Consider the following 13,155-nt stretch of genomic DNA (forward strand, 5'->3'; position numbering starts at 1 on the left):
GCTGAACGGTCGTTAAGTTCATCACTGCTCGAGATGGAGTTGTCGGATCTCGGCGGCCTCGGCCGGGCGGTCCATGGCTTCGAGCGCCTCGGCCAGCATCCAGGCCGCGTTCTGTCCCGCCTGCGAGCCCGCGGGTGCCGTGCCGAGCACCGAGCGCAGCAACGGCTCCGCGGCCGCCGGCTCACCGGAGCGCATGAGCAGCTCGGCGTGCAGCAGGTCGGCCTCGAGGGCGTCACCGAACGCGCCGATACCGCGCAGCGCGCGGGCTGCGCCCTTGATCCTGGCCAGGGCCTCGTCGCCCTGGCCGGCACCGAGGTGGACGCGGGCCCCGTCGCAGTCGAGCATCGCCTGGTGCCACACCAGCCACGCCTCGGACGCGCCCACAGTGCGTGCCAGCTCCGTCACGAGCGCGTCGGCCTCGGCCAGCGCGGTGAGCGAGTCCTCGATGCTGCCGGCCCAGCGCAGCGCGAGCGCCCGCATCCGCCGGCAATACAGCTCGGCCTGGACTGCCTCCGCCGCCTTGGACCCGGCCGTCTTGAACGCCGCCGCCGCGGCGGCGAACTTCTCGGCCGCCTGCGCGTCGCGGTCGATCCGGTAGAGCAGCTGCGCCGCTTCCTGCAGCATCCTGCCCCGGGACTGCAGGTTGTCGAAGCCGTCCAGGTTGCCGGCCAGGGTCTCCAGCAGCGCCAGGGCCTGGTCGGGCTCGTCGAGCTCGCGGTAGATCCGCGACAGCAGATACCGGGTCTGGTCGGCGTGGTCCTGCGCGCCGATCTGGTCCAGCACGTCGATCGCGCTCTCCGCCGCCTCGGCCGCGTCGAGCGGCTGACCCGCCTGGTCATAGGCGCTGGCAAGGTCGAACCGCAGGATCGCGGCCGGGGCGTCCTCGCCGTGCGCGACGTGATCGGCGATCGCCTCGACGAGATCGTCGACGGCCTCGGCCGGCTGGCCACCGGCGAGCCTGGCCCTGGCCCGGCCGACCAGCGCCGACAGTCGCGGGTCGCGCTCGACGGCGGCACCGAGCGCCGCGTCGAACGCCTGCACGGCGGCGTCGAACTGTTCGAGGTTGGCCAGGGCGTGACCGTGGATCAGCGCCGCGAGCGCGACCGGCGGCGGGTCACCGAGCCGGCCATACTGCTCCCGGCAGTCGGCGGCGGCGGCCGCAGCCGCCTCGAACCGCTCCAGCACCAGCAGGCACCGGGCGCGCCGACCGGCCAGCTCCGCCCGCAGCGCCGGCCGGGGCGGCTCCTCGGCGATCGCGCTGTCGACGGCGGCGAGCGCGTCGTCGAGCCGGTCGAGCGCCAGCAGCGGATATTCCAGCCGCAGCCGTGCCTCCGCGCGAGTGTCGGCGTCACCGATCGCCACGATCCGCTCGGTGACCGCGGTCAGCTCGGCCAGGACCTCCTCCTGCCGCTCCTGCGCGTCCGGGGCGAGGATCGCGCGGGCCTCGGCGACCAGCGCGGCCAGCTCATCGCCGAGCGTGCGGTAGCCCGCGGCGGCCTCCCGGAACGCGGCCTCGGCCTGCTCCGGCGCCTGGTCGACGCCGGCCATCCGGCCGCGCCCCTCGACCCGCCGGACCGCGAGCGCGAACGGCGGCTCCGGGTGCAACTCGTCGAAGCGCTGCCACGCGGCGCGGGCCTCGGTGAAGCGATACTCGTCGAACAGCTCCTCCGCACGGTCGAGCAGCCCGGCCGGGTCGCTCGGCAACGGGCCCGCCGCGGCCCGGGCGGCCGCCGGGACGGTGGCGCCGGCCCGCAGCGTGCGGGCGACGGCGCTGAGCGGCAGGTGCTCCACGATCGGCTCCGCGTGCAGCCGGGCCTCGATGAGCGTGCCGATGTTGGCGGTGCCGTTGCGCGCGTCGAACCGTGCCGCCAGGGCCCGGGCCCGGGCGGCGAGCCGCTCGGCGAGCTCCGGCGCCGGCACGTCGCCGATCAGCACGTCGGCGTCCAGGCGGCCGAGCAGCAGCGCAGCCGCGGCGGAGAACCACATGTCGGCCTGCGGGTGCGGCGCCTTGTCGAGCCAGCTCAGGTGCCGCTCGACGATCTCCAGACCGCGGGTCTCGTTGCCGGTCCGCGCGCAGAACACCACGTGCTCGCCGATGCGCTGCAGGTCGGCCAGGTTGCCGCGGAGGCTGCGGTAGGCCCGGCGGTGCGCGTCGGCGGCGTCGCTGAGCCGGCCGGTGCGCAGATACGGCAGGAGCAGCGACGTCAGGATCGACTGGGGCTGCTCGGCGCAGGTGAGCTGACCGGCGAGCACCGGCTGGGCGAGCGCGACCGCCGCCTCGTCGTCGCCGGCCGACACCAGGTGATACACCTTCGAGGTCGGGTCGCAGCCGACGCAGTCGGAGTTGTCGTCGCGGGGCGTCGCGCACCATTTCTCATACCACTCGTCGGCGGCCGGGTCGCCGACGTGCGCGGCCACGGCATGCCGATACGAATAGACGGCCTGCAGGCTGTGCCCGCCGGCCCGGAAGCGGCGCTCCATGTCGTCGAGGACGTCACGGGTGCGCCCGAGCGGCACCTCGGGAAACTTCAGCAGCCCCGACACCATGTATTTGAACTGCCACAGCAGCAGGCTCTCGGCGTGCCGGTCGAAGCGGTCCGGGTGCGCGTCATACTCCGCGCGGCACCACGAGAACGTCACGAACGACTTCGCGGTCTCCCCGCCGTGCACGTATGCCGTGGTGGCCTGCATCCTGGCCGCGAAGCGCAGCTCGTCGAAGCCGCCCGCGTCGGCGTGCTGCACGATCTGCTCGACCAGCGCGATCTGCCCGCTGCCATAGGGCATGTGGTCGGCCTCCCGCAGCAGGCCCCACAGCTCGTCTTCAGTCTTCATGTGCGACCGCCTTGTTGAGCAGACCCAGGAATGAGCTGTTGAGCAGGGCCGCGTCGGCCGGTCGCAGCGGATGATGGCCGAGCAGCAGCGCCTGGCCATACAACCCTTCCACGGCGAGCCGCACCAGGTCCTCGTCCGCCAGCTCGCTGACCCGCCGGACCAGCGGGTTGCGATGGTTGAGCACCAGCTGGGGCCGGTCCTCCTCGTCGGTGCGGGCGAGCGCGTCGAGGACGTCGGCCCACACCTCGTCGACCCGCTCCCGGGTCGCCCGCAGCTCCGCGGCGAACGCCGCCGAGCGGTTGACCAGATACATCGCCGGCATGCCGGCCGGGTCGAACGCGCGCAGGACCACCTCGCAGCCGAGCCGGTCCATGGCCCGCTGCGCCCTGGCCACGAACGGCCGCCTGGCCAGCTCCAGCCCCGGCTCCAGCGCGTCGAAGTGGGTGGTCAGGTCGCTCGGCTCGACCCGCTCGATGAGCGCGCCCGGCTCGATGAGCGGCAGCCGCTCGATGAGCTGTGCGTCATAGACATAGCCGGCGTTGACCACCGGCATCCCCTGCGCGGCGGCGACCGCGCCGATCTGGCGGAACTCGTCGACCTGGACCGTATACCGCACCAGGCCGTGCTGGGCACGGAAGTCGGCGAGGGTCATCCGGCCGGTGTTGGTCTCCATCGGCCACCAGCGCTCGACCAGCCGCAGCATCTCGTCGTCGTGGACCGCGAGCGCCTTGACCCCGAGGTGATGAATCTCCAGGAACTCCGTCAGCCGCCGCGGGTCGCGGGTGGCGAGCCGGACCAGCCAGCCGCGCAGCTGATCGCCGAGCAGCTCACGGGTCGACTCGAGCAGCTGGTCCTCATACAACGCCTCGCGGCTCGCGGTCGGGCGCAGCTCGCCGGCGTCGAAGACACAGCGGGCGAAGAACGCCCACTCTGGCAGGACGCCCTCGGCGCCCTCGGCGAGCAGCATCCGCTTCAGATAGACCCGGTGCCCGGCCCGCGCCGCGGGGTTGGCCGGCGTGGGCAGCACGAACGCCACCCCGGTCAGCCCAGCCTCCGGCACGGCCAGCTCCACGATGTCGAACGGGGTGAACCCGAAGACCTCCTGGCAGTATGCGACCAGCCGCTGCCGGCGGTCCTCGCCGCCGAGGCGCCACGGCAGCCCGTCGCCGGTGACCTCGACGTCGCCGACCTCGACCGTCACCGGGAGCAGCGAGCCATAGAGCGTGGCGAGCTCGGTCACGGTCCGCCGCACCAGCCACTGGTCGGCGTCGCGCCGGGGCACCAGCGTCACGGTCGTGCCGACCTGCAGGCGGTCCTCGCCGGCGAGCGCGACGCTGTAGCGACCGTCGGCGAAGCCGCGCCACAGCACCGTCGGGCTGCCCTGAGGTTCCGCTGCCCTGGTGAGGACCCGGATCTCGTCGGCGACCAGGAAGCAGGAGAGCAGGCCGATGCCGAACTGGCCGAGGAAGTCGTGGCGGGCGAAGCCGAAGTCGTCGCGTTTGGAGCTGCGCCCGATCGTGGCCAGGAACTGGTGGACCTGCTCCTCGGTCAGCCCGATGCCGGTGTCGGACACGCGCAGGGTGCCGTCGCCGGTCACATCCGGCGGCTCGATGCGCACCCGGGCCGGCACGGGTGGATCCCCGGCGACGGCCGAAGCGCGCCGCGCGGTGATCGCGTCGACGGCATTCTGGAGCAGCTCACGCACGTAGACGCGAGGGCTTGCATAGAGGTGGTGACTGAGCAGGTCCACAACCCCGCGCAGGTCCACCTGGAACGTCCGATCCACGGGCGCACGCTACCGCGACCCACCGACATTCTCCGCCCCGTTCTCACCCGATGACGCCCTCCACGGCGGTGAGGCCGGGCACCGAAACGGTCGCGGTCGTCGCCCCGGTCGACGGATCCAGCCGGTGTACGCCGTCGGGCTGCCCCACGTACACCTGCGTCCCCGACACCGCCACGCCCCGCGCGTCGCCGGGCAGGGCCCACGTCGCCCGGACGGTCTTGGCACCGACGTCGAACACCTGGACCTGTCGGCCGGCCGCGAGGTATGCCGCCGACCCCGACACCGCCAGCCGGGCCCGGCCGGTCACCGGCTGGAACGCCTGCTCATGGATGACCGCCAGGGCGTCGGCGTTGATGACCGCCAGGACCCCCTTGCCGGCGTCGGCGACCCAGACCTCGTCGTTGTGCTGCGCGATCGTCAGACCCTCGACCGCCCCGGTGCCGAACGACGAGGGCAGGTCGACGCAGACCGCCCACGCGTCGGCGACGTTGAGCGTGTGCACGAACGGGTGCACCTCGGGTTTGCCGTCGCGCGCCCCGGTCTCGGGGTGCAGCAGGTCCCGGACGTGTAGGTGGTCCGGCTGGTGGCTGTACAGGGTGAAGAGCCGCTCCCGCTTCGGGTCGAAGACCGCCTGCCGGCCTTCGCCCCGCATCTCCTCCTCCGCGCCCTCCGGCACGAGGACCTTCACCCCCGCGTTCTCCCCCGGCAGGTTCAAGGCGTTGACCTGCCCCGCGGCCAGGTCCAGGACCCGCACCCGGTAGTGGTCGGGGTGCTCGGGCGGCAGCATGTCCAGCACGAAGAGGCTCGTGCCACCCGATGAAAACGCCTCTGGTTGGACGAACCCGGGCAGTTTCAGCCGGTGCCGCTCCCCCGCCGGCCCGGCGACGATGATCGTGGTCTCCAGCCGCCCATCGGGGTCGCCGTCGACGAGCGCGACGAGGCCGGCGTCCGGCGCGACGGCCGCGAGCCGCCCCGCGCCCCGCACCGTTGTCTGCGTGACCAGGTCGCCGGTGCGCGCGTCCCGGGTCACGACGCGCGACGTGCCCGACTCGGCAACGGTGCTGACGAGCCGCCTGCGGTCGGCCGTCGCGAGGGTCGCGGCGGGTGCCACGATCCGGCGCCCGGTGCCGGACTCCACGACGGTCAGGCCGTCGCTGACGGCAACGGCGAGCAGTTCACCGGGCTCGACCGGGCGGGGCTTTCCGGCCGACCCGCAGGAGGCCAGGAGGACGACCCCGCCCAGGCCGAACAGTTCACGACGCTTCATGTCCAGCACGAGCCGCGATCCGCAGGTCTCGTTCCCCGTGGGCATCGACTATTTTCGGCAGGTGGATCTCCGCGCCGCAGTCGACAGCCTGACCGGACTCTCCGTTGGTGACGCGCTCGGCGCACCCTTCGAAATGCACCCGCCGTTCGAGGACGGCGCGGTGTTCGCCCCACCGCCGGCGCCGTGGCGCTGGACCGACGACACCGAGATGGCCTGCACCCTGTTCGAGGGGCTCCGCCGCGACGGCCGGGTCGATCAGGGCTGGCTGGCGACCGCGTTCGCGCAGCGGTGGAGCGCCGATCGGGGCTATGGCCGCGGCTCGGTCTCGCTGCTGTCCAGCATCCGCGACGGGGTCCCGTGGCAGACCGCGGCCGGTGCGCTGTTCTCGGGCCGGGGCTCGTCCGGCAACGGCGCGGCGATGCGGGTCGCGCCACTCGGTGCGTTCTTCGCGGACGACCCGGACGTCGCGGTCCGGCAGGCCGCGCTGTCGGCGGAGGTCACCCACCGGCACCCGGAAGGGGTGTCCGGCGCCGTGGCGGTGGCCCTGGCCTCGTCGCTGACCGCCCGGCACACGCCGCGCGAATCACTGCTGCGGATGGTGCTCAACCAGCTGCCGCCGTCCGACGTCCGCGACGGCATCGGCCGGGCCGTGCGCATGTCGGAGAAGTCCGATCCCCGCGACGTGGCGGCGGACCTCGGCAACGGCTCCCACGCGTTGGCGCAGGACACCGTGCCCTTCGCGCTGTGGGTGGCCGCGACCCATCTCGATGACTACCCGAGCGCGATGGCGGCCTGTGTCCAGGCCGGCGGCGACACCGACTCGATGTGCGCGATCGCCGGCGGGGTCATCGCGGCGCACACCGGTGTCGGCGACGACGCCGCGCGCGGGACGATCGGCGTTCCGCTGCAGTGGATCGAGCACCGTGAACCGCTACCCAGCTGGGTCTAAACACTCTACGTGATCAGTGAACCGTTTTCACCCAAACGATCATGCCCGAACGGGTTTCCTTAAAGCCCAACTGAGCTGCACATTCACCCCAGACACCCATCCGGGCGTATCAAGGTTTTTTGGCGACGCCCGGGGTAACAATGTGCACATGTCACACCCTGCCGCGACCTATCGCCTCGGTATCGTGTCGACCTATCTGCCTCGCCGTTGCGGGCTCGCGACGTACACCGCGGACCTGCGCGAGGCACTTGGTGTCGCCAGCGACGATCTGGAAACAGTCGTCGTGGCCATCGACCGTGACGGGCACAGCTTCGGTGACGAGGTCGTCGTCACCATCAACCACGACCGCATCGAGGACTACTCTGCCGCCGCTCGCGCACTGCGCGAAGCCGGCGTCCAGGTCGTGCTGATCCAGCACGAGTACGGGATCTTCGGCGGCACCGACGGCTCTCACCTGCTCGAGTTGACCCGCGCGCTCAACGCGTGCGGCATCCCTTACCTGTTGACCCTGCACACCGTGCTGTCCCGGCCCTCGTCCGGTCAGGCGGCGACGCTGCGCGCGTTGTGCGCTCGGGCGGCGAGGGTCACGGTCTTCACCGAGACCGCCCGCCGGGTGGCGATCCGCACCGGCGTGGCCGCCGGTCACCAGCTCGTGGTGGTCCCGCACGGCGCGCCAGAGGCGATGCGCCACGCGCCGGACCCGACGACGCTGCGCCCCGACCTGCGCGAGCTGCTCGCGGCGGTCGCGGACAAGCCGACGCTCACGACGTTCGGCCTGCTCAGCGAGGGCAAGGGCATCGACATCGCCATCGACGCACTGGCCGCGGTGGTCAAGGAGCATCCCGACACGCAGTACATCGTGGCGGGCGCGACCCATCCGGAGATCAAGCGGCGGGACGGCGAGGTCTACCGGGAGAGCCTGCAGGCCCGGGTCGAGCTGCTCGGGCTCACCGACAACGTGCATTTCGTCGACGCGTTCCTGGCCGAGGACGAGCTGTCGGCGATCCTGCACGCCAGCACGCTGTTCGTCACCCCGTACCGGTCGCCGGAGCAGATCTGCTCGGGTGCCCTGACGTTCGCACTCGGCGCCGGGCTGCCGGCCGTGTCGACGTCCTACAGCTACGCGGAGGACATGCTCGCCGGCGGCGCCGGCCGGGTGGTGCCCTGCGGCGACGACGCGGCGCTCGCGATCGAGATCAACGACCTGCTCACCGACGGCCGTGCGCTCGCCGCCGCGAAGTCGGTGGCGGAGGCGTGCGCCGCCTGGCTGCCCTGGCCGGCGGTTGCCGCGCGGGAGGCCGAGCTGGTCGCCGACGTGGTGCGCCAGACGCAGGCGGCCACGGCGCGCCCCGGTCACTCGACCGCGGCCGCGCCGGTGCTCAACCTCGCGCACCTGGACCGGCTCACCGACGAGATCGGCATCATCCAGTTCTCCCGCGGCTCCAACCCGGAGCTGGCATCCGGGTACTGCGTCGACGACGTCGCCCGGCTCGCGATCGTCGCGGCGGACCTGCTGGCCGTCGGCACCGACACCAAGCAGTCGGCCCAGGCCACCCGCTGGCTGCGCCAGTCGATCCGGTTCCTGACCGCGGCCTACGACCCGTCGGGAGCGATGCACAACGTGCTGAGCTACGGCGGCACGTGGCAGGACTGGCCGCACTACGGCGATCACGTCGGCCGGGCGGTCTGGGCCCTCGGGGTCCTGGTCGGCACGCCGGCCGTGCCCGACGACATCCGGCGGCCGGCCGCGGCACTGCTCGACGAGCTGGGCCCGCGCACCCACCAGCTGCCCGAGATCGGCCTGCGGACCGCCGCCTACGCACTGATCGGCCTGGCCCGGGCGGGTCGCACCGACCAGGCCGCGCCGCTCATGCGCAGGCTGGACGAGGCACTGATGACGACCTCGGCGGTGGACCCGTCGTGGCGCTGGTTCGAGCCGGAGCTCACCTACGACAACGCCCGGTTGCCGCAGGCGATGCTGCTCGGTGCGGCCCTGCTGGAGGATGACGCGGCGGCGGCGCGCGCCATCGCGGCCCTCGACTGGTACGCCCAGCACGTCGGACTCGCCGACGGCACCCTGCGGTGCGTCGGGAACCGGTGGCACCGGCGGGGCGAGTCGCCGGCGGTCTGGCTCGCCGACGACGGTGACGAGCAGCCACTGGACGCGGCCGCGATCACCGAGGCGATGGTCGATGCCTGGCAGCACACCGCGGACCCGACCTCGGCACGGCTGGCCGGTTGGGGCTACTCCTGGTTCCTCGGCAGGAACCGGGCCGGCGCACGGCTCTACGTCGACGCGACGGGCGCCTGCCACGATGGTCTGTCTGCCGCTGAACCAAATGGGAACCAGGGCGCCGAGTCCACGCTAGCCTATTACCAAGCGCTACTCAGCCTGCTCAAGGCCGGTTTGGCTGCTCTGCCCCATCCGGTGGTCGCCACGACCCCGGTGCCGACATCACTGCCGGTCACCGGTCCGTCCCGGACGACGCCGAACAAGGCACCGACGGGCACCCGGGCCGTCGGACGGGCCTCAGCCGGCTTCAGCGCGACCGCCCAGCCGCCCCGCTCGCGCACCACGGAGGGCCATTCCGATGCACTTTGACGCGGAGCTGTTCCACCGGGAAGCCACGAACCCCCTGCTCACCGCGGGGGACTGGCCCTATCCGATCAACAGCGTGTTCAACCCGGGTGCCTGCCTGCACAACGGTGACACGGTCCTGCTCTGCAGGATCGAGGACCGTCGAGGAATCTCGCACCTGACCGTCGCCCGCAGCAAGGACGGTCGCACCAACTGGGTCGTGGACGCCAAGCCGCTCATCGCCGACGACCCGACCGACCAGCACAGCTGCTGGGGAGTCGAGGATCCCCGGGTCACGTACATCGACGAACTCGGCGGTTACGTGATCGCCTACACCGCATACGGGCCGAGCGGCCCGTGTGTGGCGCTCGCCCGCACCGAGGATTTCGAGTCGGTCGAGCCGCTCGGGATCGCAATGCCACCCGAGGACAAGAACGCCTCGCTGCTGCCCCGCAAGATCGACGGCAACTACGTGCTGTTCCACCGGCCGGTGTCGGTGCTGTCGGCGCGGGCCGACGTGTGGCTGTCGAAATCGGTCGACCTGCAGGCGTGGACGACCCCTGAACCGGTCATGCAGGCACGGTCCGGTCCCTGGTGGGACGCCACCCGGATCGGCATGGGCCCGCCGCCGATCGAGACCCCGCACGGCTGGCTGTGCGTGTATCACGGCGTCAAGCAGATGGTGGCGACGTCGCTGTACCGCGTCGGCCTGATCATGCTCGACCTGGACGATCCCACGAAGATCATCCGTCGGACACCGAGCTGGGTGCTGGGGCCGGACGCCGAATACGAGCGGGTCGGCGACGTGCCCAACGTCGTCTTCCCCACCGGTCTCGTCCACGACGAGGCGCGCGACGAGCTGCGGCTGTACTACGGCGCCGCGGACCTGTGCGTCGCGATGGCGAGCGCCCGCTTCTCCGAGGTGGTCGACTACCTGGTGAGCCTGCCGCCCGAAAACGAGTGACGCATTGGTAAAGAGAACGGCGGCCCCTGCAGTGGCCGCCGTTCTCTTTGTCACTACTTCGGGCTGCTGCCTTTAACGACCGGCACCCGCACGAGGTTGCCCCACTCGGTCCACGAGCCGTCGTAGTTGCGCACGTGCTGGTAGCCCATCAGGTGGGTCAGCACGAACCAGGTGTGCGAGGAGCGCTCGCCGATGCGGCAGTAGGCGATGATGTCGTCGTCCGGCGCGAGACCCAGCTCGTCGGCGTAGATCTTGCGCAGCTCGTCGACCGGCTTGAACGTGCCGTCCTCCTGCGTGGCCTGCTTCCACGGCTTGCTGACCGCGCCGGGGATGTGCCCGCCGCGCAGCGCGCCCTCCTGCGGATAGTCGGGCATGTGCAGCAGTTCGCCCGTGTATTCACCCGGCGACCGCACGTCGACGAGCGGCCGGTCGGCGGCGATGTGCGCCATCACGTCGTCGCGGAACGCCCGGATCTCGGTGTCGTCCCTGGTCGGCACCGGGTAGCTGGTCCTGGCGCGGTCCGGCACCTCCTTGGTGACCGGCCGCCCCTCGGCGATCCATTTCGCCCGGCCGCCGTCGAGAATGCGCAGGTCGCGGTGACCGAACAGGGAGAAGACCCACAGCGCGTAGGTCGCCCACCAGTTGAAGTTGTCGCCGTAGAACACGATCGTGTCGTCGGGCCCGATGCCCTTGGCCTCACACAGCGTGGCGAACCCCGCCGCGTCGAGATAGTCGCGGGTGACCTGATCGTTGAGCTCGGTGTGCCAGTCGACCTTCACCGCGCTCGGAATGTGGCCGGTGCCATACAACAGCACGTCCTCGTCGGATTCGACGACGACGAGGCCCTGCGTGTCACCGGATTCCAGTCGCTTCGCCAGCCACTCCGTGGTGACGAGTTTTGTCGCAGACATACCTTTAATCTAGCGGCGCGAGCTCGGGCCGTTTGGCGGTCACCATGTCTCCGGACGACTTTCCGGTCAGCCGCCGCTTCACCCACGGGGCCAGGTGAGAAGTCGCCCAGCGCGCGTCGGCCGCCTTCCGCGACATCCACGACAGATCCTCCGGCGGCGGCGGCGCGGCCAGCCACGACGCGTCACACGCGACGCCGAGCGCCGTCAGCACGTGCCCGGCGACCCTGCGGTGCCCAGCCGGCGACAGGTGCAGCCGGTCGATCCCCCACAGCCGCGGGTTGAGGAACTCGCTGTCGTCCCACAGGTCCACCACGTGCGCGCCATGCTTCGCACCGATGCCGTCGACCGCGGTGTTGAGCGCGTCGACCCGCGGACGCAGGATCTTGCCGCCCGGCATCCGCCCGGTCAGGTCGGCCCAACGGAACAGGATCACGTCGGCACCGGTCGCCCGGAGCCGCTCGATCGTCTTGTCGAACCGCGCGACCAGCACCTCGGGCTCGAATCCCCGCCGCAGCGCGTCGTTGCCGCCGCCGGCGAAGCTGATCAGGTCGGGCTTCATCGCCGTGGCGAGTGGCACCTGCTCGGCGACGATGTTGTCGAACAGCCGTCCCCGCACCGCGAGATTGGCGTAACGGAAATCGGGCTGATCCGCCGCAAGACAACCGGCGACCAGGTCGGCCCAACCCCGGTAGCCCTTGCCGTCCGGTCTTGGATCGTCCATGCCTTCGGTGAAGCTGTCACCGACCGCCACGTAGCTCGTCCACCCCGCCACCGCATAACCTCCCCATGGTCTGCTGCTGCCCTGCTTCGCATCCTTTCAGGGCTCCCGGAGCCTTGGAAGCGACTTTGCCGCACGCCACACCTGGTTCAGCCTTTCCACCCGGGGGTAACAAACGGGTAGTGAACCTCTGGGAGGACAACCATGACGATGCAGACCGTCCGTGATGTGATGACCACCAATGTGGTGTACCTCCCGAGTGAGACCACACTCGCGGAAGCCGCCCGGACCATGCGCGAGCAGAACATCGGCGATGTCGTGGTCGCCGATGGTCCCGGGCTCACCGGCATGGTCACCGACCGGGACATCGTCGTGCGTGCGGTGGCGGAGCGCTGCGACCCCGCGGCGACGACGATCGGTGAGATCGTCACCCGCGACCTCGTCACCGTCCGGCCGGAGGACTCGATCCACACCGCCGCGCTGCTGATGCGGGACCAGGCCGTGCGCCGCGTCCTCGTCTGCGACGACATCCAGGGGCTGGTCGGCATCGTGTCGATCGGCGACCTGGCCGAGGAGATCGACCCCGACTCCGTGCTCGGCGGCATCAGCAGGTCCGCCCCGAACAACTGAGTCGCTTCGAAACCGGCCGCCTGCTCCTCGGAGCGGCCGGTTCCGTGGGTCTGGGGCTAGGTTTGTAGTGTGGAGATGCCCGACAAGCTTGCCGCCATCGTGGACGAGTTCGCGTCAGCGCCCCGCGACGTCGTGCTGGAGATGATGCTCGAGTTCGCCGACGCGGTGAAGCCGCTGCCCGCGTCGCTCGAGGGGCACGAGGGCATGGAGCAGGTGCCCGAGTGCCAGACGCCGTTCTTCCTCAAGGCGGTCGTCACCCCGCAGGACCGGGTGGAGCTGTACTTCGACTGCCCGCCCGAGGCGCCGACCACCCGCGCCTTCGCCGGCATCCTGAGCGAAGGCCTCGAAGGGGCCAGCGCCGAAGAGGTCCTGGCGGTGCCGTCGGACCTGTACCAGCGGATGGGCCTCGCCACGGCGATCAGCCCCCTGCGCGTGCGGGGCGGCACTGCGGTCCTCAACCGGCTGCAGCGCCAGGTCCGCGAGGCCACTGTTTCACGTGCAACATCATGATCACCGATTG

At 71.4% G+C, this 13,155-nt stretch carries 10 protein-coding genes; 5 read left to right on the forward strand and 5 right to left on the reverse strand.

Annotated elements, in window-relative coordinates:
• Positions 1-21 precede the first annotated feature (21 nt).
• From ACFPIJ_RS46650 to ACFPIJ_RS46660, 3 genes are read right to left on the reverse strand one after another with little or no spacing between them, the layout of a single operon-like run.
• On the reverse strand, positions 22-2,832 hold the full coding sequence (locus ACFPIJ_RS46650; protein ID WP_380125942.1) for a hypothetical protein: 2,811 nt from the start codon (positions 2,830-2,832) through the stop codon (positions 22-24).
• On the reverse strand, positions 2,822-4,618 hold the full coding sequence (locus ACFPIJ_RS46655; protein WP_380125943.1) for an HSP90 family protein: 1,797 nt from the start codon (positions 4,616-4,618) through the stop codon (positions 2,822-2,824). Before ACFPIJ_RS46655 ends, ACFPIJ_RS46650 begins: the two co-directional genes overlap by 11 nt.
• A gap of 43 nt (positions 4,619-4,661) precedes the next feature.
• On the reverse strand, positions 4,662-5,885 hold the full coding sequence (locus ACFPIJ_RS46660; RefSeq protein ID WP_380125944.1) for a YncE family protein: 1,224 nt from the start codon (positions 5,883-5,885) through the stop codon (positions 4,662-4,664).
• A 37-nt stretch (positions 5,886-5,922) separates the two neighbouring features.
• Here ACFPIJ_RS46660 and ACFPIJ_RS46665 point away from each other — a divergent pair, with 37 nt between their 5' ends.
• The 3 genes from ACFPIJ_RS46665 (at position 5,923) to ACFPIJ_RS46675 (ending at position 10,376) form a co-directional block, all read left to right on the forward strand.
• Positions 5,923-6,834 (forward strand): ADP-ribosylglycohydrolase family protein, encoded by a 912-nt coding sequence (locus ACFPIJ_RS46665; RefSeq protein ID WP_380125980.1) that lies wholly within the window; start codon positions 5,923-5,925, stop codon positions 6,832-6,834.
• A 148-nt stretch (positions 6,835-6,982) separates the two neighbouring features.
• Positions 6,983-9,436 (forward strand): glycosyltransferase, encoded by a 2,454-nt coding sequence (locus ACFPIJ_RS46670; RefSeq protein ID WP_380125945.1) that lies wholly within the window; start codon positions 6,983-6,985, stop codon positions 9,434-9,436.
• The gene (locus ACFPIJ_RS46675) at positions 9,426-10,376 is read left to right on the forward strand and encodes a glycoside hydrolase family 130 protein (RefSeq protein ID WP_380125946.1); all 951 of its coding nucleotides are present in this window, start codon (positions 9,426-9,428) and stop codon (positions 10,374-10,376) included. The genes ACFPIJ_RS46670 and ACFPIJ_RS46675 overlap by 11 nt, the downstream gene beginning before the upstream one ends.
• 53 nt (positions 10,377-10,429) lie before the next feature.
• Here ACFPIJ_RS46675 and ACFPIJ_RS46680 read toward each other — a convergent pair whose 3' ends face one another.
• A complete protein-coding gene (locus ACFPIJ_RS46680; protein ID WP_380125947.1) occupies positions 10,430-11,287 on the reverse strand; it encodes a sulfurtransferase in 858 nt (285 codons plus the stop codon).
• A gap of 4 nt (positions 11,288-11,291) precedes the next feature.
• Positions 11,292-12,059 carry an SGNH/GDSL hydrolase family protein gene (locus tag ACFPIJ_RS46685; RefSeq protein WP_380125948.1) on the reverse strand — a complete coding sequence of 256 codons (768 nt, stop codon included), beginning with the start codon at positions 12,057-12,059 and terminating at the stop codon, positions 11,292-11,294.
• A gap of 150 nt (positions 12,060-12,209) precedes the next feature.
• On the opposite strand from ACFPIJ_RS46685, the gene ACFPIJ_RS46690 reads away from it, so the two are divergent.
• Complete coding sequence (locus tag ACFPIJ_RS46690) at positions 12,210-12,635, forward strand: CBS domain-containing protein (protein WP_380125949.1); 426 nt, start codon at positions 12,210-12,212, stop codon at positions 12,633-12,635.
• Between the two features lie 75 nt (positions 12,636-12,710).
• Positions 12,711-13,145, forward strand: coding sequence for a SufE family protein (locus ACFPIJ_RS46695; protein WP_380125950.1), 435 nt, complete (start codon positions 12,711-12,713; stop codon positions 13,143-13,145).
• Positions 13,146-13,155: the final 10 nt, after the last annotated feature.

Origin of the sequence: Dactylosporangium cerinum (genome assembly GCF_042653625.1) — a bacterium.
Classification (GTDB): domain Bacteria; phylum Actinomycetota; class Actinomycetes; order Mycobacteriales; family Micromonosporaceae; genus Dactylosporangium; species Dactylosporangium cerinum.

Excerpts from the sequence above, each read along its gene's own strand:
- ACFPIJ_RS46650 (WP_380125942.1), bottom strand. The coding sequence starts at position 2,832 with ATGAAGACTGAAGACGAGCTGTGGGGCCTGCTGCGGGAGGCCGACCAC.
- ACFPIJ_RS46660 (WP_380125944.1), bottom strand. The coding sequence starts at position 5,885 with ATGAAGCGTCGTGAACTGTTCGGCCTGGGCGGGGTCGTCCTCCTGGCC.
- ACFPIJ_RS46670 (WP_380125945.1), top strand. The coding sequence starts at position 6,983 with ATGTCACACCCTGCCGCGACCTATCGCCTCGGTATCGTGTCGACCTAT.
- ACFPIJ_RS46675 (WP_380125946.1), top strand. The coding sequence starts at position 9,426 with ATGCACTTTGACGCGGAGCTGTTCCACCGGGAAGCCACGAACCCCCTG.
- ACFPIJ_RS46680 (WP_380125947.1), bottom strand. The coding sequence starts at position 11,287 with ATGTCTGCGACAAAACTCGTCACCACGGAGTGGCTGGCGAAGCGACTG.
- ACFPIJ_RS46690 (WP_380125949.1), top strand. The coding sequence starts at position 12,210 with ATGACGATGCAGACCGTCCGTGATGTGATGACCACCAATGTGGTGTAC.
- ACFPIJ_RS46695 (WP_380125950.1), top strand. The coding sequence starts at position 12,711 with ATGCCCGACAAGCTTGCCGCCATCGTGGACGAGTTCGCGTCAGCGCCC.